Below are 23,101 nucleotides of genomic sequence, written 5' to 3' on the forward strand. Positions count from 1 at the left end.
TGGAAACCGCCATGTTCAATCGCAATACCGGCATCGTGCTGCTGGTGGCGCTGGCCGCCGGCCTGGGGCTGTTGCTGGGCCAGAAGTTTCTTGGCGCCGCGCCCAGCTCGCCCTGGCCGCCCACCCGCACCATTACCTTCTATCCGCAGCCACGCACGCTGCCGCAGTTCAGCCTGCGCCAGTCCGATGGCACCCAGCTGGTACCCGGTGAGCTGCAGGGACATTGGACGCTGGTGTTCCTGGGCTTCACCTTCTGCCCGGACGTCTGCCCGACCACGCTGACCGATCTGGCGGTGGCGCAGCAGCAGTGGGAAAGCATCCCCGATGGCCTGCGCCCGCGCGTGCTGTTCGTGTCGGTAGACCCGCAGCGCGACCCGCCGGCGCGCCTGGGCGAATACGCGCATGCCTTCCACAAGGACACCCTGGCCGCCACCGCCGAGGTGCCGGCGTTGCAGCGCTTTGCCACCGCGCTGGGCTTCGTGTTCCAGAAAGTGCCGGGCAAGGGCTTTGCGGACAATCCCAACGACTACAGCATGGATCACTCGGCCGGCATCGCCGTGCTCGACCCGCAGGGCCGTCTGGCCGGGCTGATCCGTCCCCCGCTCGACCCCAAGGCGATCGCCGCCGACCTCCAGCAACTGACCAAGGTAACCGCTCCGTGAGTCTCGTCACTTCCCTGACCTACGTGCTGCCGCACCGGTTGCTGTCCTCGCTGGCGCGTGCGCTGGCCTATTCCGATACGCCGTCCACCAAGCAGTGGTTGATCGACACGGTTACGCGCAAGTTCGGCGTGGACCTGGGCGAGGCACTGGAACCGGACCCGCGCGCCTATCCCACCTTCAATGCATTCTTCACCCGCGCCTTGAAGCCGGGCGCACGCGTGCCCGACGCCGATCCTGCGGCGCTACTGATGCCCGCCGACGGCCGCATCAGCCAGCTCGGCCCGATCGAGAACGGCCGCATTTTCCAGGCCAAGGGGCAGTCGTTCACTGCCGCCGAATTGCTCGGCGACGCCGAAGCGGCGCAGCCGTTCAACGACGGCCTGTTCGCCACCGTCTACCTCTCGCCCAAGGACTACCACCGCGTGCATATGCCGTGGACCGGCACCCTGCGCGAGACTGTGCACGTACCCGGCCGCCTGTTCAGCGTCGGCCCGGATGCGGTGCGCAATGTGCCTCGGCTGTTCGCGCGCAACGAGCGCCTGGTCTGCCACTTCGACACCGACTTCGGCCCGATGGTCTCGGTGATGGTGGGTGCGCTGCTGGTGTCGGGCGTGGAAACGGTGTGGAGCGGCGTGGAGATCCCGCGCTACGGCGACCGCATCACGCGCAAGGACTATCGCGGCAAGGGCATCGTGCTGGAGCGGTTTGCGGAGATGGCGCGCTTCAATTACGGCTCGACCGTGATCGTGCTGCTGCCGCCCGGTGTCGCAAAGCTCGATGGCGGACTTGCCGCGGAGACATCGGTGCGCCTGGGACAGGCGCTCGCCCGTCGCCAGGTGGGCTGATCACCGCCGCGCGCCTGCGATGACCGCTTCGGTTGCAAGTGATGCAACAGCGACGCCCTCGTAGGAGCGGGCCTGACCGCGACAGGGCCTTCTCGACGACGTTCAATGCGCAGGCGCATGTCGCCCTCCCAGCTTTCGATGCAGAGCGTCTCGCCTACGTTGGAACTACCCGGACTGGTTCGTCGCGGCCAGGTCCGCTCCTACCACGGCGCAGCCCGGCGCAGTGCCCCGATGCGGTGCGCCTGCCTGCGCTGGCCGACGATCTCCGCTGATCAGTTCGATGGCCTACTCCGATGCAGGAGCATGGGTCTGCGACGAAAACGCCGCCGCGACGGTGTCATTGCCGCCAGGCTCGCTCGCTACAAGACCGATGCCCACTCCGGCTCCCAACAAGACGATGCGGGCGTAGGAGGGGGCCCGACCGCGACGTGGCATGCGCAGTGAGGCTGGGGGCTTGCGCCTTTGGCACGCCCAGCCCCCGATTCGGAGCCGCCTTGCCTGTGCTGGGGCTACCCGGACTGCTTCGTCGCGGCCAGGTCCGCTCCTACGGGGCGGCCTACCGCTTCCAACGGAGCGCGGCCCAGCGCAGCTTGCCGAAGCAGCTGGCCGATGCTCTAACCCACGCGGTACGGCAAGCGCTGCTCAGCGATCGCAGCCGGCCAGCTTGATGCTCTGCCCTGGCTTGAGCGCATACGACGGTGCCTTCAGGCCATTGGCCTTGGCCAGCTCCTTGATCTCGCACTGATACTTCTGCGCGACGCGGCCGAGCGTGTCGCCCCTGGCGATGGTGTAGCTGCGCGCCTGCTTGGCCTTGGGCTTGGCGATCGCCGGCTGGCCGGTGGCCACGGTGGTCGGCACGCCGGCCATCGGGCTGACATCGCCCACCGCCACACTGGGCACGTACTCGGGGGCGTTGCTGCTGCGCACGATCGCGCTGTTGAGATCGGCGGTGATCAGCGTGCGTGCCAGGTCCGCGCGCGGGCCGTTCACGCAGTAGCGCGTGTACAGGCTGGCGATGCGGTTGGTGGCGTTGATGACGGTGCCGGCCGGGATCCAGCCATCGGATTCATAGCGCGGGTTGAGGTTGCGCAACGCACGCATGTAACCGTCGCGCGTGCCCATGCTGCCCAGGCAGATGGTGAGTTCGTAGATGGTGGTCGACTTGGCCAGCTTCAGCGTGGCCGGCTGCGCGTCGAGCTTGGCGAAGTCCACACCGTACTGGCGCGGGTGCAGGAAGATCCACGCCGCAGCTATCACCATCGGCACATAGTCCTTGGTTTCGGCCGGGAACTGGTTGTAGACATCCTGCTCCCAGAACCCGCGCCCGCCGCTCTGCGAGAACACGCGCGCGGCACGACCTTCGCCACCGTTGTAGGCGGCCAGCGCCAGTTCGATGTTGCGGTTGAGCCCGGCCATGCGCTCGTTGAGGTAGGCAGCGCTGGCTTCGGCGGCGCTGCGTGCATCGAAGCGCGTGTCGAAGCCGGTGCCATCCGGGCCCAGCCCGAAACGGCGCCCGGTGGCGGGCATGAACTGCATCAGCCCGGCCGCACCGGCACGCGAACTGGCGTGCACCTTGCCGTTGGATTCCTTGGCCATGATGCCGAACAGCAGTGCCTCGGGCAGGCCGCGCTTCTGCCATTCCGGCCACATCACCCCGCGCAGGTTGCTGTAGTTCTCGTAGCTGGTCAGCAGCGCCGGGCGCATGTCGGTCAGCCAGCGGCGGATGCCGGCCTGCACGGCAGGGTTGTACTGCACCATCTTGTCGAAATCGTGGCGCTGGTCGTTGAGCAGCGTGGCGGCACGCGCCGCCTCGGGCACGCCGTTCGCCGCCGGGCCGAGGTGGTCCGGGTCGGCCTGCAGCAGGGTGTCGTCGTCCTGCGGATCTTCGGCAGCCGGCGCTTCGGCATCGGCGCGCGCCTTCAGCAGGCGCTTGTAGGCGGCCAGCTGATTGGCGACCAGGCAGCCGCGCTGCTTGATGCAGGCGTCGATGACATCTTCCATGTCCTCCAGCGCGGCATCGCCTTCGGCGGTGCCCTTGGGGTCGGAGTTGTTCACCAGCACCAGCGCATCGCGGTAACGCTTTTCGGCGGCGGCCATGCGGGCATCAAGCACGGCGGCCTTCTCCGTGTCGCGTTTGGAAATGGCGTGGGCAGCGGGGACGACAGACATCAGCGCCACCACGACCAGAACCGGCCATGGGCGCAAACCAAAATGAGCGAGCGGCATCGTAGGCAGTACAGCGGAAAGGCAGGCAGGGTAGCCGCCGGGGCGACACCGGGGCAAGGCGGCGGGGCCGGCAGGGTCAGTGGGCCGTTAGCTTGGCAGTGGCGCAGCGGGCCTGGAATGCCTGGGCAAACGGCGGCAAGCGGCTGGCACACCGGCTGCGTCATTGCACCGCCTGTCGGCCGCCGGCAGCCGGACAGCGCGGTCGAAATCCGGGGTCAAGCGCCCGCCCGGTTTGTCCGGCCGAATTGCCCGCTAGAATCCGGCGTTTCCCACCGGATCTGCGCTATGGCCTCGTTCCTGCTCGGCAAAGGCGTCACCGACGACATCCCGGTCGTGCTGGAAGGGCGCTTCGGCAATCGCCACGGACTGGTGGCCGGCGCCACCGGCACCGGCAAGACCGTGACCTTGATGACCCTGGCCGAAGGCTTCTCGCGCATGGGTGTCCCGGTGTTCCTGGCCGACGTGAAAGGCGATGTCGCCGGACTGGCGGTGGCAGGCGACGGCGCCGCCGGCGTGCTGCAGCGCGCCACGGAGATCGGCACCGCCGATTACGCGCCGGCCGCCAGCCCGGTGGTGTTCTGGGATCTGTACGGCCAGCTCGGCCACCCGGTGCGCACCACCGTCAGCGAGATGGGCCCCACCCTGCTGGCGCGCATTCTGGAACTCAACGACACCCAGTGCGGCGTGCTCGACATCGTGTTCAAGCTGGCCGACGACCGCGGCCTGCTGTTGCTGGACCTGGACGACCTGCGCGCGCTGCTCGGATTGGTGGTGGAAGAACGCAAGGAACTGTCCACCAGTTACGGGCTGGTCTCCAGCCAGTCGGTGGCCGCGATCCAGCGCGCCCTGCTGCGGCTGGCGCAGGACGGTGGCGAGCACTTCTTCGGCGAGCCGGCGCTGGAGCTGGCCGACCTGATGCGCGTGTCTGCGGACGGCCGCGGTGTGATCGGCATCCTGGCGGCCAATCAACTGGTGCTCAAGCCGAAGCTGTATTCCACCTTCCTGCTGTGGCTGCTGTCGGAACTGTTCGAGCGTCTGCCCGAGGTGGGCGACCTGGAACACCCCAAGCTGGTGTTCGTGTTCGACGAAGCGCATCTGCTGTTCGACGATGCGCCGGCTGCGCTGGTGCAGCGGATCGAGCAGGTGGTCCGGCTGATCCGCTCCAAGGGCGTGGGCGTGTATTTCTGCTCGCAGTTTCCCGACGACATTCCGGACAACATCCTCGGCCAGCTCGGCAACCGCGTGCAGCATGCCCTGCGTGCGTTCACCCCGCGCGACCAGAAGGCGGTCAAGACTGCGGCGCAGACCTTCGTGGCCAATCCCAAGCTCGATGTGGCCACGGCGATCTCCAGCCTGGGCACCGGCGAGGCGCTGGTGTCGCCGCTGCAAGGCAAGGGCATGCCGGCACCGGTGCAGCAAACGCTCATCGCCCCGCCGCGCTGCCGCATGGGCGCCATCAGCGAGACCGAACGCGCGCAGGTGCGCGCGGCCAGCCCGGTCGGCACCCGCTACGACACCGCGATCAACCGCGAATCGGCTGCCGAGCTGCTGGCGCGCCGGGTCGAACGGGCCGCCGAACACAACGCCGCACCGCCGGCACGCACCCGCGAGGACGAGGAAACGCAGGACAGCGGTTTCGGAAAAGCCGTCAAGGATGCCGTGTTCGGCACCGGCCGCCGTCAGGGCATGCTGGAAACGATGGCAAAGCAGACCTCGCGCACCATCGGCAGCAAGATCGGCCAGCAGATCGTGCGCGGCATCTTCGGCAGCATTTTTGGTGGGAAGCGTTGATCAGCTTGACCGCCGCTGACACGTCTCGATGACACCGTCGCCCCTGAAGGGCTACCGCGTGTTGGCGTGGACGGACTCCAACACACCATGCAACTTGGCGTACTGCAACAGCATGATGGTCTTGGCATCGGCGATTTCGCCCGAGCCGATCATCGCCAGCGCTGCATCCAATGACAGTTCCAGCACTTCGATCTCTTCGCCGTCTTCTTCAAGCCCACCGCCCTCGCTGACCTTGTCGCCGTCGAAGTATTCGCCAACGAAGAAATACAGACGCTCGGTCACCGAACCCGGGCTCATGAAGGCCTCGAACACCTTGCGCACGTTGTCGATGCGGTAGCCGGTTTCTTCTTCGGTTTCCTTGCGGATGCAGGTCAGCGCATCGTCCTGGTCGAGCAGGCCGGCGCAGGCTTCGATCAACATGCCGTCGGGATTGCCGTTGAGCAGCGTGGGCAGTCGGAACTGGCGGGTGAGCATCACCGTCTGTTTGGCGCGGCTATACAGCAGGATGGTGGCGCCATTGCCACGATCGTAGGCTTCACGTGACAGGGTCTGCCAGCGGCCGTCCTTGCGCTGGAAATCGAACGTGACCTTGCGCAGCACATACCAATTGTCCGAGAGCACATCGATGCTGCGAATGCGGACCTGCGGGTTGCCGGTGGCAGAAGGATTCAAGCGACACTCCCTGTGATGCGAGCGACGGCAATGCCAGGGGCGCGGCGCGCCCGGTCACTCGTATGGGCCGCAAGATTGCGGCGGGCCATTATTTTACCTATCGCCTCCTCCGGTGCGTCGGACAGATCACGCACGCAACGCATCGGTGGTCTGTCGCTGCGCGTCCGATGCTATCGGACACAGCGAGCTTCGATGCAATGCCGGCACTGATGCACGGCCTGGCCAGCAGTATCCGGACCATGCCCGCGACATGTCCCCGGTCGCCGGCGATCCAGGTTAGTCGGCGTCCCTCCCCCAATTGCGTGACGGCACGCACCACCGCACAATCCGGTCACATCACACGCCTGGGGAGCGTCATGGAAGACCGTTTTCGCGCACGCAAGGTTGCCGCGCAGGCCGCGCCGGCACCGTTCTGGACCCGCATTCCCGCCATTGCCACCTATCCGCTGCGCGGCTCGGCGCTGTACGCATTGATCGCGCTGACGCTGTGCAGCGCGCTGCTGGTGCTGCCCGGCATTCTGAAACTGGTGGTCGCCGGCGTGCTGGGCATGGCGACCTACACCTATGCCTTCGACATCCTGCGCCATACCGCCGACGGGCAAGCCGACGCGCCCCGGCTGGGCTACAACAGCTTCGACAGCGCGGTGCTGCGGCTGATCCTGCTGGCGCTTGCGCTGGGCATCGTCATTGGTGCCGCTGGCGTGCTGGCGGGCAAGCCTGGCCTGACCATCGCCTATCTGGCAGTCCAGCTGCTGCTGCCGGGCATGATGATTGCGCTGGCCATCGATGGCAGCCTACGCCGCGCCCTCAATCCGGCCGTGTCGATCGACATGGCAGTGCGCATCGGCTGGCCGTACCTGGCTGCATACGGTTTGCTGTACGTGATCCAGGGCAGCGCCACTGCGGCGATCTTCATTGCGGTGAAGTATCTGCCGCCGATCGTGCGCGAGGCGACGATGGTGATCGCCTCGATCTGGAGCCTGTTCGCCAGCTTCCACCTGATGGGGTATCTGGTCTACCAGTACCACGAAGACCTCGGCTACGTGCCCAGCGGCGATGCCGCGTTCGAGCGCGAAGACCCCGATCAACGCCTGCTCGACGAAGCCGACCAGTACCTGCGCGACGGACATTCCGACGAGGCGTTCCAGGCCCTGCGCGGGGCGGTGCGTTCGCGTGCGGTGAGCCTAGCGGTGCACGAGCTGTATCAACGCCTGCTGCGTCAACACCATCGCAACGACGAACTGCGCGAGCACACCCGCCAGTACATCAACCGCCTGCTGCAGGAAAAACAGGAGCGTCGCGCTCTCGCATTGCAGCGCGAAGCGCTGGACGGCGACTCCACGTTTACCCCGCTGACGCCAGAGCACGCCACCTTGCTAGCCGAGCGCGCCAAGATGGCCGGGCAATTCCAGCTGGCGACCGACGGCTTGCTTGCGGCAATCGCCGCATGGCCGCGCGATCGGATGATGCCGGCCTGGTCGCTGGATGCCGGCCTACTGTTGGGCGAACGGTTCGGCCGCGATGAGCAGGCGCGCGCAGTGCTGCAAAACGCACTGGCTCAATGCGACGACGATGCACTACGCGCGAAGCTGGAAGCCGCGCTGAAAGCGGTGGCGATTCAACCAGCTTGAGCAGCCAACTAACTTTCTAAGGCGCAGATCAGATGCTCCACCATCGGTCCGTCGTGCGACGTGCACTGCTCGCAGCCCTGCACACCGACCATCCCGACTGGTCCTTGCCCGCCCACCGTCGCAGGACCTTACGCGGCATGGATGCCGCGTAAGAGCCTACATGGACGTACTTGCGGCGTGTCCTGCGATGGTGGGCGGGCAAGGACCCTGCAGCAAGGTCGAAGATCGACTGCTCTGCAATTGATCCATCCGCGCTAGACAATTCTGCTCGCGGCAGAAGAAACAACAGCAACCCGGAACTCGCGTAGCAGTGTCTTTCAAGTCCAGTCAAATGCCAGTCAAAAGCTCGGTGAGTCGAGCGCGCGGTGCCCTCACCGCTTGCTTTGGCAACACGGATCAAGCAGAAACCACTCATCCGTTCTCGAGCAAAAAGCGCGCCTTGCTGGCCTGTGCCTGCTCGGGAAACTGCTCCAGCAGCTGACGCAGCAAGCGCGCACGCTGCGCGCCGTCCTGCAGCTCGCCGTGCCGCAGCGCCAGCACGAACCAGTGGTGCGCCAGCTCGGCGCGCGGCATCCCCGACTCGCCTTCCTTCAACAGACGTTCGGCATCGGCCAACAATCCCGTGCGCAGGCATGCGCCGATCAGTGCCATGCGTGCCGATGACGCGTACCCGATCCCGGCCTTGCTCAGTTCGGCAGCGACTGTCAGCTGGATGCGCGTCTGCTCGACGTGGTGGGTGTGCAGTTGCAACAGCGTCTGCGCGTGCTGCAGGCTGTCCTGGTTGCGGCCGGCATTGCGCGCGGTGCGGTAGCGCGCCAGCGCCACGTCCAGGTTATGCGGTTGTTCGCTGGCCAGCTCCGCCAACAGTCGCTCGGCTTCCACGTTCTCCATGCGTCCCAGGTGCCGCTGCGCGCGCTCCCAGCGATCGTCCACCAGCACTGCCTCGCTCTCCTGCATGAAGGCCGGGCGCGTGCGCCGCAACAGCACCAGTACGACACCGAGCACGGCGCCACTGACCAGCCCACCGGCGTGTGCCTCGAAGGCGACGCTACCGTTGTCGCTCCATAGCAGGCTGTACAGCTCCCAGCCCAGCCACAGCGGCAGCAGCAGGATCGCCGGCCCGCGGACGTAATCGAATACCACAAAGAACCAGTAGAAGAAGCGCACCTTGCGCCTGCCCCAGACCACGCAGAACGCGCCCATCAAGGCAGCGATCGCACCGGAGGCGCCCAGGCCGCCGCCCGGCGCGCCCCAGCGCCACCACAGGCTGGCCGCGCTGGCACCGAACCCGCCGAGCAGATACAGCAGCAGGAACCAGCCGCTGCCGATCGCACCTTCCAGCAAGGTGCCCAGCGCCAGCAGAAACAGCATGTTGCCCAGCAAATGATCGAAGCTGCCATGCAGGAAGGTGGCCGTCAGCATCCTCGCAGGTGACCACTCGGAGCTACGCTGCAGATGCCGCAACGTGAACACCTTGGACAGGCGCGCATCGTAGGGCACGCGCAATGTGCGCCATTCGCGCAGACGCTGCTCATCCTTGAACAACGCGCCGCTGCGCAATGCCTCTGTAAAGGCCAGGTCGTGCATCGTCAGCTGCGCCAGATACGCAAGGCGTTGCCGCGCAGGCACGCTGCCCAGCCTGGCCTGGCGCGCAGCGCGCAACCTGGTGTCGTCGGTCTGCTGCAGATAGCGCTCGTGGGCTTGCGCCTCCACTGCACCGAGGCCGGACTCGACGTAGTAGCGCACCGCGTTTTCGACCAGCGCGTCGTCCTTGCGCTGATAGCCCAGGTACACCACCACATTGACCAACACCAGCAGCAGCGTCACGCAGGGAATGTTCTGGCGCGACCAGGGTTTGTGCAGCGGCATCAGCAACATGACAACGTCCGTGTCCCAGAAAACGCAAAGCTTCGCCGTGCGACGGCAGATGCGCAAGCCGGCCATGCGCGCTAGCATCGCGGCCCCGCTGCCCGATACACCGCCCATGAGCCGCTGGCGCCCGCCCGCCGAAAAAAGCACCGCACTGATCACGCCCGACGGCTATGCCCGGCTCAAGGCCGAGCTGGAAGAGCTCTGGCGCGTGCGTCGGCCGGAGGTGGTGCGTGCGCTGGCCGCCGCAGCGGCCGAAGGCGACCGCTCGGAAAACGCCGAGTACACCTATCGCAAGAAGCAGCTGGGCGAGATCGACCGCCGCGTGCGTTATCTGAGCAAACGGCTGGAAGCGCTACGTGTGGTGGATACCGCACCGACCGATCCGCGCGCGGTGTTCTTCGGGGCACAGGTCGAACTGGAGGACGCCGACAGCGGCGAGCTGCTGCACTACCGCATCGTCGGCCCGGACGAAACCGACGCCGGACGTGGCTGGATCAGCATCGACTCGCCCTTGGCACGCGCGCTGCTGAAAAAACGCGTGGACGACGAGTTCGAAGCGCAGTTGCCGTCGGGCAAGCACACCTTCGTGGTGGTGTCGGTGAAATACGCCAGCCAGTAGGCGAGTGATCGCACTCTGCTGACCTGCATGTAGGAGCGCGCTTGTGCGCGATGGGGCGTTATCGATAAGGCCTCATCGCGCACAAGTGCGCCCCTACGGACAGGTGTGCAAGAACCAGCGTCCAGTTACACCATCTGCAGATTCAACGGACGTCCCTGCTGGATTGTGACATTGGCCGGCAATGCATCGCCGAACAGATCGTGCTCGTCGCTGTCGGTGATTTCCACATCGACCAGGTCGCCGACCTTCAAGCCGCGCTCGCCGCCATTCTGGATATGCACCAGGCCGTCGATTTCCGGTGCGTCCGCGCGTGAGCGCGCCACCGCGATATCGTCCTCGATCAGGTCGACCAGGCATTGCTGCACGCTGCCGATCTTGGCCTCCAGCCGCGCGGCGGAAATCTCCGCCTGCCTGGCCATGAAGCGCGCCAGACGCTCCTGCTTCACTTCTTCCGGCACCGGGTCCGGCAACGCGTTGGCGCTGGCACCTTCCACCGGCGAATACGCAAACGCGCCGACGCGATCGAGCTGGGCCTGATCCAGGAAGTCGAGCATGGATTCGAATTCGGCATCGGTCTCGCCGGGGAAGCCGACGATGAAGGTGGAGCGCACCGTGATCTCCGGGCACATCGCCTTCCAGCGCTGCACGCGCTCGAGGGTTTTTTCCACCGCACCGGGCCGCTTCATCAGCTTGAGAATGCGCGGGCTGGCGTGCTGGAACGGGATGTCCAGGTACGGCAGCAGCTTGCCTTCGGCCATCAGCGGAATCACATCGTCCACGTGCGGGTACGGATACACGTAGTGCAGCCGCGTCCACACGCCCAGCTCCGACAGGCCTTCGCACAGCGCCTTCATGCGGGTCTGGTACATGCGATCGCGCCACGGGCGCTCGGCATATTTCAGGTCCACGCCGTAGGCCGAGGTGTCCTGCGAGACCACCAGCAATTCCTTGACCCCGCCACGCACCAGGCGTTCGGCTTCGCGCAGCACCTCATCGACCGGACGCGAGGCCAGATCGCCGCGCATCGAGGGAATGATGCAGAAACTGCAACGGTGGTTGCAGCCTTCGGAGATCTTCAGGTACGCGTAATGGCGCGGGGTCAGCTTGATGCCGTAGTCGGGCACCAGATCCACGAACGGGTCGTGACGCGGCGGCAATGCGGCGTGCACCGCCTCCATCACGCTCTGGTAGTCCTGCGGGCCGGACACCGCCAGCACCTGCGGGTAGGCCTCGCGGATCTGTTCCGGGCGCTTGCCCAGGCAGCCGGTGACGATCACCTTGCCGTTGGCGTTCATCGCCTCGCCGATCGCATCCAGCGACTCGGTCACCGCCGAGTCGATGAAGCCGCAGGTGTTGACCACCACCACGTCGGCAGCGTCGTAACTGGGCACGATGTCGTAGCCCTCCACGCGCAACTGGGTGAGGATGCGTTCGGAGTCGACGAGCGCCTTCGGGCAGCCAAGGCTGACGAAGCCGACTTTAGGGTTCAGCTGGGACATGGAAGCAGGAGCCTGGGAACGGAGCGGCCTGGGGCCTGAGTGGAGCAATTATAGCGGCGCGCGGGCAGCGCTCTGAACCGCGCTGCAGGCAGGCAAGGTCATCTTAGCGAGACCCTCACCTGCAGCGCCGCCGATCCGGTCGATAATGCGCGCCTTCCCCCTACCGCAGCAGGAGTTCCCATGGGTCACTGGACCACGCTCGACACCCCCGACGGCCAGGTCGCCGCCTGGCACGCCACCCCGACCTCCAGCCCGCGCGGCGGCCTGGTGGTGATCCAGGAGATCTTCGGCGTCAACGAACATATCCGCGCGGTGGCCGACGATTACGCCGCACGCGGCTACGAAGTGCTGGCGCCGGCCTTCTTCGACCTGGAAGAGAAGGACGTGCAGCTGCCCTACGACCAGGAAAGCCTGCAGCGCGGCCTGGCACTGGCCAATGCGGTCGGCCTGGAGCGCGCGGTGGAGGTGGTCAAATCCGCCGCCACCCTGCTCGGCCGCGCCGGCAAGGTCGGCACCGTGGGCTATTGCTGGGGCGGCTCGGTGGCGCTGCTGTCGGCGATCCGCCTGGGCCTGCCCTCGGTGAGCTACTACGGCGGCCGCAACACCCAGTTGCTGGACGAAACCCCGAAGGCGCCGGTGATGTTCCACTTCGGCGAGCAGGACACCAGCATTCCGCCCGAGGCGATCCAGGCCCACCGCGAGAAGCTGCCGCAGATGGAAACTTTCGTGTATCCGACCGGCCACGCCTTCAATCGCAGCATCGACCCCACCCACTACGACGCCGACAGCGCCGAGCGCGCCCTGGAGCGCACCCTGGGCTTTTTCGAAGCGCATCTGGGATGAGCGGGACTGCAGCCGGCATGTCCGGGGCGAGCGGCTTCCAGCTCGATGCGCGGCTGGCCGCAGACAGCGTGTTCGTCGCCGACGGACCGCTGTCACAGGTGCGGCTGATGGACGACAGCCGCTTCCCGTGGCTGGTGCTGGTGCCGCGCGTGGCCGATGTCAGCGAGTGGATCGATCTGGATGGCGGCCAGCAGCGTCTGTTGCTGGCCGAGATCAATCAGCTCTCGCAGTTGCTGCGGGTCGAGCCCGGGGTCGCCAAGCTCAATATCGGCGCGCTGGGCAACATCGTGCGGCAGCTGCACGTGCATCTGGTCGGCCGGCATCCGGGCGATGCGGCCTGGCCTGGCCCGGTCTGGGGCAGCGGCAGCGCGCAGCGCTTCGAGGCCGACGCGCTGCACCAGCATGTCGCTGCATGGGCGCAGCGGCTACGATAGGCGCCCGTCTCACAACCACCTGTCCGCATGAAATCCAATGTCGTCGCCGCGCTGATCCTGATCCTCGTCGGCCTGCTGTTCCTGGCCAACAACCTGGGCTGGACCAATGTCAGTCTTGGCCGGCTGATCGCCACGTGGTGGCCGGCGGCGCTGGTCGCCTGCGGTGTGGGGATGTTGTTTGGGCGGGGCAAATAGCCGGGAATCGGGAATCGGGATTGGGGAATCGTAAGAGCGCGCTTCTGGCGCTGTTGGTTCCCTAACTATCCGGCCGTAGCTGCTGATCTGTCATTGATTGAATGCGGCAATGCGCCTTGAGGCGCGGCTCTCGCCCGTGCGCGTGATGGGCGCTAGCGCCCATGAATATGGAATGGAGCGATTCCAGCAGTCGATCAGCCCCAGCGCCGGGTCAGAGCGCCGACATCCCTTCTCCCATCGGGAGAAGGTGCCCCGAAGGGGCGGATGAGGGTACGCACAAAACCTAATGCGCTAGCCGACTGCACCCCCGCCCGCAGAAAGCCAGGGCTTCTGTATCCCCGGGACTGCCAGCGAACACGACACGGCCCCCAATGCAGCCATGACCTGGCCGACATGACGTTTGTCATCTGCAAGTGTTGACTTCCGGCACCTGATCGGTGGGTGTATTGCGCGCAGCATGGGCGCACACCTACCGAGGACATCGCCATGCACTATCGCCTGATTCCCGCCCTGTTCCTGATCACGCTGGGCACGCTGTTTCTGCTGGACAACCTCGGGCTGGCCCGTATCGACCTGGGCAACCTGGTGTCGACCTGGTGGCCGGCGTTGCTGATCGCCGCCGGCGTGCGCCAACTGCTGCGCTACCGCGAACGGGCCACCGCAACCTGCTGAAGGCCGCGGCTGCTCCACTGCATCAGGTGCGCGGCAGGGTCACGCCGGTCTGGCCCTGGTACTTGCCGCCGCGGTCCTTGTACGAGGTCTCGCAGACTTCGTCGGACTGGAAGAACAGCATCTGCGCCACGCCTTCGTTGGCGTAGATGCGCGCCGGCAGCGGCGTGGTGTTGCTGAATTCCAGCGTGACGTGGCCTTCCCACTCCGGCTCCAGCGGGGTCACGTTGACGATGATGCCGCAGCGCGCATAGGTGCTCTTGCCCAGGCACACCACCAGGGTGTCGCGCGGGATGCGGAAGTATTCCACCGTGCGTGCCAGCGCGAAGCTGTTGGGCGGGATGATGCACACATCCGATTCGATATCGACAAAGCTGCCCGGATCGAAGTGCTTCGGGTCGACGATGGTCGAGTTGATGTTGGTGAAGATCTTGAACTCGCGCGAGCAGCGCACGTCGTACCCGTAGCTGGAAGTGCCGAAGCTGACGATGCGCTGGCCGGCGGCATCGTGCTTGATCTGGCCGGGTTCGAACGGCTCGATCATCGCGTGCTGTTCGGCCATGCGCTTGATCCAGCGGTCGCTCTTGATGCTCATGCGGTGTTCCTTGAAGACGGAAGGCGGCAGGCCGAGCGGCCCGCGCGAAAGGCAGCGAATTCTAGCAAGCGGCCGGCACCAGCGCCGGCCTGCGCGCTACAGCAGCGACGCCGAAATCGGGATACTGGCGCGCGGCCGCTTGCCCAGCTCCTCGGACAGGCGCGCGGCAGCGGCCAGATAGGCCTGCGCTGCCGCCGACTCCGGCGCGGCCACCACGATCGGCTGGCCTGCATCGCCCTGCTCGCGGATCGCGATCGCCAGCGGCAACGACCCCAGCAAGGGCACGCCGTACTGGGCGGCCATGCGCTCGCCGCCGCCTTCGCCGAACAGGTGCTCGCGGTGGCCGCACTGGCTGCAGGTGTGCACCGCCATGTTCTCGACGATCCCGAGCACCGGCACCTCGACCTTTTCGAACATCTTCAAGGCCTTGCGCGCATCCAGCGTGGCGATGTCCTGCGGCGTGGTGACGATGACCGCGCCGGCCACCGGGATCTTCTGGGACAAGGTCAGCTGGATGTCGCCGGTGCCCGGCGGCAGGTCGATCAGCAGGTAATCCAGGTCGTCCCACAAGGTGTCGTTGAACAGCTGGGTCAATGCCGAGGTCGCCATCGGCCCGCGCCAGATCATCGGCGTGTCCTGATCGACCAGCAAGCCGATCGACATCGCTTCGATTCCGAACGCGCGCAAGGGCTCGATCGACTTGTTGTCCGGGCTGTCCGGCCGCCCGCTCAGGCCCAGCATCGCCGGCACGCTCGGCCCGTAGATGTCCGCGTCCAGTACGCCGACGCGCGCGCCCTGCTGACGCAAGGCCAGCGCCAGGTTCACCGCGGTGGTGGACTTGCCCACCCCACCCTTGCCGGAGCCCACCGCGATCACATTGCGGATGCGTGGATGCGGCGCCAGCGCCCCCTGCACCGCATGCGCGGGGATTCTGCGCTCGCCGCTCATGCGCGTGCGCTCCGGGAGGGGTCGATCGCCTTGCTTGAAGCGTATTGCACCATCGTCGTCATTGCCTGCCTGATTCGTCGTGCGCTGCCAACACAGCGATGGCTGCATCGCCAGCCGCAGCGCATGGGAAGACCGGCAGTTTACCGGCTCGGCCACAGGCAGATGCGTTTCAAGCTGCCACCAGACATCGGCGCTGCTCGCTTACTTATGTGTCAAATGGCGACAAATTTCACAAATGTGGACACATGATTAAGGAATTGTTACGTTCGGGATTCAGTTCAGCCAGCGCTCAGCGAGCACAGCTGTGCCGCAAAATCCCCCGCAAGGAATCTGCAAGCGCATGTCGAGTCGCCTTCTGCAACCCACCCAGCGTCATCGTCTGAGCACCGCGCTGTTTGCCGTGCTGGCCGCTTCTGCCGGCCACGCTGCCGCGCAGTCAGAAAACGGGGTCGCACCCGGCACCACCGATCTGGACAAGGTTACTGTCACCGGCTCGCGCATTGCGCGTACCGGCTTCGTCACGCCCTCGCCGGTCACCGCGATCAGTGCCGAGGAAATCCGCGCCACCGGCGCGACCACCATCAGCGACCTGATGGCGCGCATGCCGGCGCTGGCACCGAGCTACACGCTGGGCAATTCCACCCGCTTCATCGGCACCGCCGGCCTGGGCCTGCTCGACCTGCGCGGCATGGGCGTGGACCGCACCCTGGTGCTGGTCAACGGCCGTCGCCACGTGGGTTCCAGCCCGGGCTCGACTGCGGTGGACGTCAACACGATTCCGGTGGAATGGGTGGAACGCGTCGAAGTCATCACCGGTGGTGCCTCGGCCGTCTACGGCGCCGACGCAGTGGCCGGCGTGGTCAACTTCATCCTCAAGAAGACCTTCACCGGATTCGAGACGCGCGCGCAGACCGGTCTGGCCGATGAGGGCAACTACAACCGCTCCTTCGCCAGCTTCTCGGCAGGCAGCGACTTTGCGGACGGCCGTGGCAACATCGCGGTGTCGGGCGAATACAGCAAACAGGACCGCTTCGGTCGCGGCAACCGCGCCATCGGCCGCGAGTACCTGGTGTCGGTTCCGAACCCCGCGTTCGATCCGAGCCAACCGCCGAGCGAGCGCAATCCGCAGAACGTGCTCAGCGGCCCGGGCGGCAATCATTCCACGTCCTACGGCGGCACCTTCAACCTGGGCACCTTCGATTTCCGCAACCCGGCCAGCTATGGTAACCGCTACCTGTTCAATCAGGACGGCAGCTTCCGCCGCAACCGCTACAACGGCACGGTGGTCAGCAACACCTCGTGCGTGGACTGCGATTTCGTCGATCTGAATGCGGTCGCCGACCTGCAGCCCGGCTTCGATCGCAAGAGCGTCAATACCATGATCAACTTCGAGCTCAGCGAGAACCATCGCCTGTTCTTCGAAGGCAAGTACAGCGAGACCGATTCGGAATTCTTCGGCCAGCCGGCCTTCGACAGTTCGCTGCGCGTGCGTCGCCAGAATCCGTATGTCAGCCCCGAACTCGGCGCACTGATGGATTCGCGCGGTGCCACGCAGATCCTGATGAACCGCTTCAACGTCGATGCCGGCCGTCGCGGCGAGAACATCGAACGCAAGACCTATCGCGCAGTGCTCGGTGCCGAAGGCAACTTCACCGACAACTGGAGCTATGACGTATCCGCCAACTACGGCAAGACCACGGTCGACCGCCTGAACCTCAACAACCGCATCAACGAGCGCTGGCAAGCCGGTATCGATGCCGCACGCGATGCCAGCGGCAACATCGTCTGCCGCACTGCGCTGGATCCGAACGCGATCAATCCGCACACCAATCGCGTCTATTCGGCGCTGGCGCGCGAAGGCTGCGTGCCGTTCAGTGTGTTCGGCAATGGCGCGGTGACCCCGCAAGCAGCGGCATGGTTCAACACCACCGCGCGCTCGCAGGCCAAGATCCAGCAGACCGTGTTCAGCGCATCGGTGGCCAACAGCAACCTGCTGTCGCTGCCGGCCGGTGACATCGGGTTTGCCGGTGGCGTGGAATACCGCAAGGAACAGAGCGAGGAAATCACCGATCCGCTGGCGGCCTCGGGCGCGACCTTCCTCAACGCCATCCCCAACAGCGGTGGCGAATATACCGTCAAGGAAGTCTTCGTCGAGAGCACCATTCCGTTGCTTGCCGGCCTGCCGGGCGTGGACCGGTTGGCACTGGATGTGGCAGGACGCTATTCGGACTACGACAGCATCGGCTCGACCAAGACCTGGAACGTGGGCCTGGACTGGACCATCATCCCGTCGCTGCGTCTGCGCGGCACCGTGGCACAGGCAGTGCGTGCGCCCAGCATCGGTGAGCTGTACGACTCGCAGAGCGAAAACTTCGCGACCATCAACGACCCCTGCAACTACCTGCCGACCAACACCAACCGCCCCGGCACCGCAGGCGATGTGGCATTGCGCCAGGCCAACTGCAGTGCGCTGGGTGTGCCGGTGGGCTGGATCGATACCTTCACCTCCACCCGCCCCGGCGTGAGCGGCGGCAACCCGGAACTGAAGCCGGAGCGCGCGCGCAGCCTGTCCTATGGCCTGGTGTGGCAGCCGGAGTTCTTCGACGGCTTCGGCATGTCGATCGACTACTGGCGCATCGACCTGCAAGATGCGATCGGCACCGTGACCGCAGAGACCAATGCCACGCGCTGCGTGGACAACCCAGGCGGCATCAACAACAGCTTCTGCGGCTTCGTGCAGCGCGCCCCGCTGGGTGGATTCACCGACCCGCAGGGCCGGCATCTATCCCGAGCACAGCATCATCGGCTGGCAGGCGCTCAACGAAAACCTGTCACGCTCGCGGCGTGTGGGCGTGGATCTGGAAATGGACTATCGCTTCCAGCTCGGCGAAGGCAACACCGTGCTGCGCCTTGTCGGTACGCGCCTGATCCAGTCGCGCGAATGGGTGTTCCAGGACTTCCCGGCAGAGTACGACGAGTACGTGACATACGTGACCGACCCGCGCTGGCGCGCGCAGTTCCAGACCAAGTACAACTGGAACGAATGGCGTGCCTCGTGGGACATGAACTATGTGGACGGCAACCTGCGCGTGACGCCGGAAAGCTACAACAGCAATCCGGGCTCGGCCAGCCCGATCAAGAACGGCTCGTACACCTACCACAACGTCCAGTTCGGCTATCAGTTCCCCGGCTCGAAGATCGACGTCTACCTCGGCATCGACAACGCCTTCGACAAGGATCCGCCGCGCAACTACTTCGGCTCGGACTTCACCTCCGCGCTGTACGACAACATCGGCCGGTTCTTCTACCTGGGTACGACTGTCAGGTTCTGAGCGCTGTTGACGATGCATCGAAAAGACCCCGTTCGACGGGGTCTTTTTTTGACTTCATGTTTCATATGAAACCAGTAACTCTGGACGCGACACTCTCAAGATGAACGCGGCGCCATGTAGCGTTCGGTTAATCGGCGCAATGTCATGCCGCATCGCACGCACTGACAAAAATGAATACTCGTGCCGCACACGTCCGCGATTGTTCGCATGCCCTGCAATTTGTGCGCAGATCCGCATATTTGATGCGGATCTCGCCCTTTTCATTAACCAATCATTCAAACCGCTTGCGACCCAGACCACACATTCATTACGTTCGGGTTAAGGCCATCTGACTCTCCGGTGACCGCCACTTCTCCCGATACCCAGCTGAAAGGTTAGGAATGAGCAATCAAATTCGTCGCCATGTCCTCAAGCGCACCGCTCTGGCTGTTGTGCTCGGCGCCTGTCTCGCCAATGGCGCGGTCTACGCACAAAGCACCACCGGCAGCATCTACGGTAGCGCTCCCTCGGAAGCCGGCAGCACCATCGTCGTTCAAAGCGACACCGGTCTCAGCCGGACGATCACCATCGACGCCAACGGCCGTTACAACCTCGGCTCGTTGCCGGTCGGCGCTTACACCGTCACCTTGAAGCGTGGCGATCAAGTCGTCGACACCCGCAAGAACGTGCAGCTGCGCGTGGGATCCGGCACCGAGGTGTCGTTTGCTGGCGCAGCTGCCAGCGGCAGCACCGATGCAACCACGCTCGGCGCGATCACGGTCACTGCCGCCAATGCACCGAAGATCGACGTCAGCTCCACCAGCTCGCGATCGGTGATCACGTCCGAACAGCTGGCAACCCTGCCGCTGGGACGCAGTGCAGAAGCGATTGCGCTGCTTGCTCCCGGTGCTGTCTCGGGTGCCGGCGCATTCAACAACGGTTCGCGCTCCGTCGTGTCTTTCGGCGGCTCGGGCGTTACCGAAAACGCGTATTACATCAACGGCTTCAACGTCAGCAATCCGCTGAGCAACTTGGGCGGCGTCAGCCTGCCCTATGGCGCCATCGACCAGCAGGAAACCTATACCGGCGGCTATAGCGCCAAGTACGGCCGCTCCACAGGCGGCGTGATCAACCAGCTCGGCAAGCGCGGCACCAATGAATGGCATTTTGGTGTGCAGACCGTTTGGGAGCCAGATTCTCTGGCGAGCTCGCGTGGTGACGTGTGGTATCCCAATGCAGCGCTCCCAGATGGGTACGAATACGATACGCCAGACCAACCGGGCACCTTGTACCGCGCCGGCAAGGACAACAAGCAAACGCGCACTGTCTACAGTGCCTACGCTGGCGGCCCGCTGATCGAGGATAAACTTTTCATTTTTGTGGCTGGTGAAAGTGAAAAAGTTGACGGAGTAGGCACGAACGCCAGCAATGCAAGCATCCAGGCCCGTAATAATTACGAATACAGCACTCCAAAGTTTTACGGAAAAGTCGACTGGAACATCAACGACAGCAACATCCTTGAATACACGCGCGTTCAAAATACTGATCGCCGTAGTGGCTACTACACCTCGTTTGATTACGATGGCCTAGTGAGTGGCGATCGCACCGGAACCTATCCAGATACATTCAAGATCAAAGACAGCTACGACATCTTCAAGTACACAAGCTACTTGACGGACGATCTGACCTTGAACGCTACATGGGGACGCAGCAACCAGCATAATCAGCAATTCAACCCATTTGTTTCCGACCTGCCGTTCCTTGGGAGCGTCACTAGCCAGAACCCTGCACTGAACGGCGGTACGCCGATCCGCAACAATCAGACGACCAACCGCGCGAAGGCAGAGGATCCGATCAACAAGACTCGCAGCCTGCGTCTGGAGTTGAACTATCGATTGGGTGACCATGACATCACCGCCGGCGTGGACAACATGTACTTCAATGCCTATGACGAGGGCGTACGCACCACCGGCCCCGGCTACCAATGGATCTATGGACGCGCCCTCACAGAGCAGACACCAGTACGTCCAGGACTGGGCGTCGGTGCTCCCGGAGCTGGCTCCAACGGGTTCTACGCCCAACAACGTATTTTCACCACCACCACAAGCATGGCAGTGGAGCAAAAAGCGTATTACTTGGAAGATCGCTGGCAGGTTAACGACAACTGGCTGCTGACGCTGGGCATCCGCAATGACCAGTTCACCAACTTCAACAGTGATCATGTCGCCTACGTGGATAGCGGTGACCAGTGGGCTCCGCGTCTCGGAGCGAGCTGGGATGTCTTTGGCGACTCATCTTTGAAGATATTCGCTAATCTCGGCCGTTACTACCTGGCGCTTCCTAATAGCGTTGCCATCCGTGGCGCGTCGGCATCGACCTATACCGATCAATATTTCACCTATACCGGCATCGACGCCAACGGCGAACCAACTGGCTTGACGCCGTTCGGGCCGGGACCGGTTTCAGCCAACGGCGAGTTTGGCCAAGCACCCAACCCAGGAGCATTTGCTCCAAGCGACTTGAAGTCGCAGTACCAGGATGAGTTGATTCTTGGCTTTGAAAAGACGATTGGTGAAAGTTGGAACTCCGGCGCCAAGGCAACGTATCGGAAGCTGGAAGCGGCAATCGACGACGTCTGCGACATGCATAACGATGACTACACCGCACGTGGCGACCTGAAACTTGCATCGCAAGGAATTGATCCCAGGACCATCGACACTCCGTATTGCGTTATTTTCAATCCGGGCAAGACCAACACCTATAATCTCGCAAATCGCGATGGATCGGGCTTTACCCAGCTGCAAATGTCCCAATCGGACTGGGGCTTCACCGATAAGGCCAAGCGCAGTTACATTGCGGTTGACCTCTTTTTGGAACACCCGTTCGATGAGAAGTGGTACGGCCGCATCGATTACACCTGGTCACATAGCTATGGTAATACCGAAGGCCAAGTCAAGTCCGATATCGGGCAATCTGACGTTTCTAAAACGCAGGACTGGGATGCGGCGGCGTTGATGTACTATGCAGGCGGCAGCTTGGCAAATGATCGTCGCCATCAACTGAAAGCGTTCGGCGCCTATCAGATCACGCCAGAATGGATGGCATCAGCTACCCTGCGTGTCATGTCAGGCACACCCGTTTCCTGCCTGGGCTATTTCAACGATCCAGAAAACCCGGATCCGATCAGCTACGGATCGGCTTATCACTATTGCGGCGGCCAGCCTTCGCGACCCGGTGATGCTGGCCGGACCCCCTGGATTAAGAACGTCGACCTGGGCGTGACATATCGTCCTTCGTTCGCCGAACACAAGTTTGCTCTGGGGCTCCAGGTATTCAACGTCCTTAATGATCGCGCTGTCACTCGCATCGACGGAGTTTATGAAACAGATCCCGGCCTGGTTTCAAATACATATGGAATTGGCCTAGAAAACTATAGCTACAACACTCCGCGCTATGTGCGCCTGTCTGCATCCTACGACTTCTGATCGCAACCACCGGAAGCGTCGCTTTGACGCTTCCGGTGAATTAATGGATCTTGATTAGTCCCGACTCTTAATCACAGCGACTCTGTACCTCTTGCTCTTTAAACTATCCCACCTCGCTTTGCCCATAAATTTCCGACTGAAAAACGTGGACTGAGCGACACCGGGGTTGGACATGCTAGAAACGCAAGGGGAAATGGCCCCATCTGCAAAACTACAAGCTATTCGTCAGGACTAGTCAGGAAAAGGGTACGACCTACGCCTCAAGGGATTTGAGGCACAACAAGGAGCCAGTTGAATGAAAACGGTACTTTTGGCGGCAGTCTCTTTGGCAATAAGCGCACTTGCTGTCACCACTGAAGCAAACGCAGCGACGCAGTACGGCCGTACCTGGATGTGGTTCGACGCTAACGAAAACCTAGTTGGCCAAAGCATCCTGTATTGCAGTAATCAGACTGAGCATCAGGGCACGACGTCGACCGTCAAGCGCGTCGTCATCAGCTATGCATGCGATACGCGCAACGTGAACTCGATCGCCTACACCGAGGTGTCGCAGCAGTTACGCGCTGACTTTTGCGATACGTGGGGACAGGGAATGTGTGAAGACGGCCCATGGCCTAACGGCTACTTGACCAGCCCGTGGCAGCGCGGTTTGTACAACTGATAATCGAAGATCTGGCTGAGGCCGGCCTTGCTTTCATTTGATTAGCCCTGACGGTTAGTTGCAGGAATTCCGCGCCTTCCCTAAGTCAGCCAATCAGTTAGTGCATTGCTCCAAGGCCCTGGTTCTCCAGGGCCTCCTTATCT

The 23,101-nt window shown here is 63.9% G+C and carries 17 protein-coding genes and 1 pseudogene; 12 read left to right on the top strand and 6 right to left on the bottom strand.

What is annotated here, in order from left to right; translation table 11 throughout:
* Window positions 1-11 precede the first annotated feature (11 nt).
* Window positions 12-662, top strand: coding sequence for an SCO family protein (locus tag ACCQ04_RS13160; RefSeq protein ID WP_054592520.1), 651 nt, complete (start codon window positions 12-14; stop codon window positions 660-662).
* Window positions 659-1,507, top strand: coding sequence for an archaetidylserine decarboxylase (gene asd / locus ACCQ04_RS13165; protein ID WP_102581415.1), 849 nt, complete (start codon window positions 659-661; stop codon window positions 1,505-1,507). The genes ACCQ04_RS13160 and asd overlap by 4 nt, the downstream gene beginning before the upstream one ends.
* 642 nt (window positions 1,508-2,149) lie before the next feature.
* On the opposite strand, the gene ACCQ04_RS13170 is transcribed toward asd, so the two are convergent.
* Window positions 2,150-3,733, bottom strand: coding sequence for a transglycosylase SLT domain-containing protein (locus tag ACCQ04_RS13170; protein WP_226427162.1), 1,584 nt, complete (start codon window positions 3,731-3,733; stop codon window positions 2,150-2,152).
* Between the two features lie 285 nt (window positions 3,734-4,018).
* On the opposite strand from ACCQ04_RS13170, the gene ACCQ04_RS13175 reads away from it, so the two are divergent.
* Window positions 4,019-5,524, top strand: a complete 1,506-nt coding sequence (locus tag ACCQ04_RS13175; protein ID WP_226427163.1) for a helicase HerA-like domain-containing protein — start codon at window positions 4,019-4,021, stop codon at window positions 5,522-5,524.
* A 51-nt stretch (window positions 5,525-5,575) separates the two neighbouring features.
* On the opposite strand, the gene nudK is transcribed toward ACCQ04_RS13175, so the two are convergent.
* Window positions 5,576-6,196, bottom strand: coding sequence for a GDP-mannose pyrophosphatase NudK (nudK, locus tag ACCQ04_RS13180; RefSeq protein WP_167709163.1), 621 nt, complete (start codon window positions 6,194-6,196; stop codon window positions 5,576-5,578).
* 356 nt (window positions 6,197-6,552) lie between these two features.
* Between nudK and ACCQ04_RS13185 the strand changes: the two genes are divergently transcribed.
* Window positions 6,553-7,827, top strand: a complete 1,275-nt coding sequence (locus ACCQ04_RS13185; RefSeq protein WP_226427164.1) for a hypothetical protein — start codon at window positions 6,553-6,555, stop codon at window positions 7,825-7,827.
* Between the two features lie 411 nt (window positions 7,828-8,238).
* Here the strand turns inward: ACCQ04_RS13185 and ACCQ04_RS13190 are convergent, their stop codons facing one another.
* A complete protein-coding gene (locus ACCQ04_RS13190; RefSeq protein WP_226427165.1) occupies window positions 8,239-9,705 on the bottom strand; it encodes a rhomboid family intramembrane serine protease in 1,467 nt (488 codons plus the stop codon).
* 106 nt (window positions 9,706-9,811) lie between these two features.
* Here ACCQ04_RS13190 and greB point away from each other — a divergent pair, with 106 nt between their 5' ends.
* Window positions 9,812-10,318, top strand: a complete 507-nt coding sequence (gene greB, locus ACCQ04_RS13195) for a transcription elongation factor GreB (protein ID WP_226427166.1) — start codon at window positions 9,812-9,814, stop codon at window positions 10,316-10,318.
* Window positions 10,319-10,443: 125 nt separating this feature from the next.
* On the opposite strand, the gene rimO is transcribed toward greB, so the two are convergent.
* A complete protein-coding gene (gene rimO / locus ACCQ04_RS13200; RefSeq protein WP_226427167.1) occupies window positions 10,444-11,817 on the bottom strand; it encodes a 30S ribosomal protein S12 methylthiotransferase RimO in 1,374 nt (457 codons plus the stop codon).
* A 180-nt stretch (window positions 11,818-11,997) separates the two neighbouring features.
* Between rimO and ACCQ04_RS13205 the strand changes: the two genes are divergently transcribed.
* The 4 genes from ACCQ04_RS13205 (at window position 11,998) to ACCQ04_RS13220 (ending at window position 13,961) form a co-directional block, all read left to right on the top strand.
* Window positions 11,998-12,660, top strand: a complete 663-nt coding sequence (locus ACCQ04_RS13205; protein ID WP_016905084.1) for a dienelactone hydrolase family protein — start codon at window positions 11,998-12,000, stop codon at window positions 12,658-12,660.
* Window positions 12,657-13,094 carry an HIT domain-containing protein gene (locus ACCQ04_RS13210; RefSeq protein WP_102596849.1) on the top strand — a complete coding sequence of 146 codons (438 nt, stop codon included), beginning with the start codon at window positions 12,657-12,659 and terminating at the stop codon, window positions 13,092-13,094. Before ACCQ04_RS13205 ends, ACCQ04_RS13210 begins: the two co-directional genes overlap by 4 nt.
* A gap of 27 nt (window positions 13,095-13,121) precedes the next feature.
* On the top strand, window positions 13,122-13,289 hold the full coding sequence (locus ACCQ04_RS13215) for a LiaI-LiaF-like domain-containing protein (RefSeq protein ID WP_006452352.1): 168 nt from the start codon (window positions 13,122-13,124) through the stop codon (window positions 13,287-13,289).
* 486 nt (window positions 13,290-13,775) lie between these two features.
* Complete coding sequence (locus tag ACCQ04_RS13220) at window positions 13,776-13,961, top strand: LiaI-LiaF-like domain-containing protein (RefSeq protein ID WP_024939537.1); 186 nt, start codon at window positions 13,776-13,778, stop codon at window positions 13,959-13,961.
* A 22-nt stretch (window positions 13,962-13,983) separates the two neighbouring features.
* Here the strand turns inward: ACCQ04_RS13220 and dcd are convergent, their stop codons facing one another.
* Window positions 13,984-14,553 (bottom strand): dCTP deaminase, encoded by a 570-nt coding sequence (gene dcd / locus ACCQ04_RS13225; RefSeq protein ID WP_010366727.1) that lies wholly within the window; start codon window positions 14,551-14,553, stop codon window positions 13,984-13,986.
* 96 nt (window positions 14,554-14,649) lie between these two features.
* Window positions 14,650-15,501: an iron-sulfur cluster carrier protein ApbC gene (gene apbC / locus ACCQ04_RS13230; protein WP_024939536.1), complete on the bottom strand. Its 852-nt coding sequence runs from the start codon at window positions 15,499-15,501 to the stop codon at window positions 14,650-14,652.
* 340 nt (window positions 15,502-15,841) lie between these two features.
* Between apbC and ACCQ04_RS13235 the strand changes: the two are divergent.
* From ACCQ04_RS13235 to ACCQ04_RS13245, 3 genes and pseudogenes are all read left to right on the top strand, one after another.
* A pseudogene (locus ACCQ04_RS13235) lies at window positions 15,842-18,833 on the top strand (TonB-dependent receptor plug domain-containing protein).
* Between the two features lie 380 nt (window positions 18,834-19,213).
* A complete protein-coding gene (locus ACCQ04_RS13240) occupies window positions 19,214-22,297 on the top strand; it encodes a TonB-dependent receptor (RefSeq protein ID WP_226427169.1) in 3,084 nt (1,027 codons plus the stop codon).
* Window positions 22,298-22,592: 295 nt separating this feature from the next.
* Complete coding sequence (locus tag ACCQ04_RS13245; RefSeq protein ID WP_146009970.1) at window positions 22,593-22,958, top strand: DUF6289 family protein; 366 nt, start codon at window positions 22,593-22,595, stop codon at window positions 22,956-22,958.
* Window positions 22,959-23,101 lie beyond the last annotated feature (143 nt).

It is taken from the genome of Xanthomonas sp. NCPPB 2866 (genome assembly GCF_041475745.2).
In the GTDB taxonomy this organism is placed as follows: domain Bacteria; phylum Pseudomonadota; class Gammaproteobacteria; order Xanthomonadales; family Xanthomonadaceae; genus Xanthomonas; species Xanthomonas arboricola.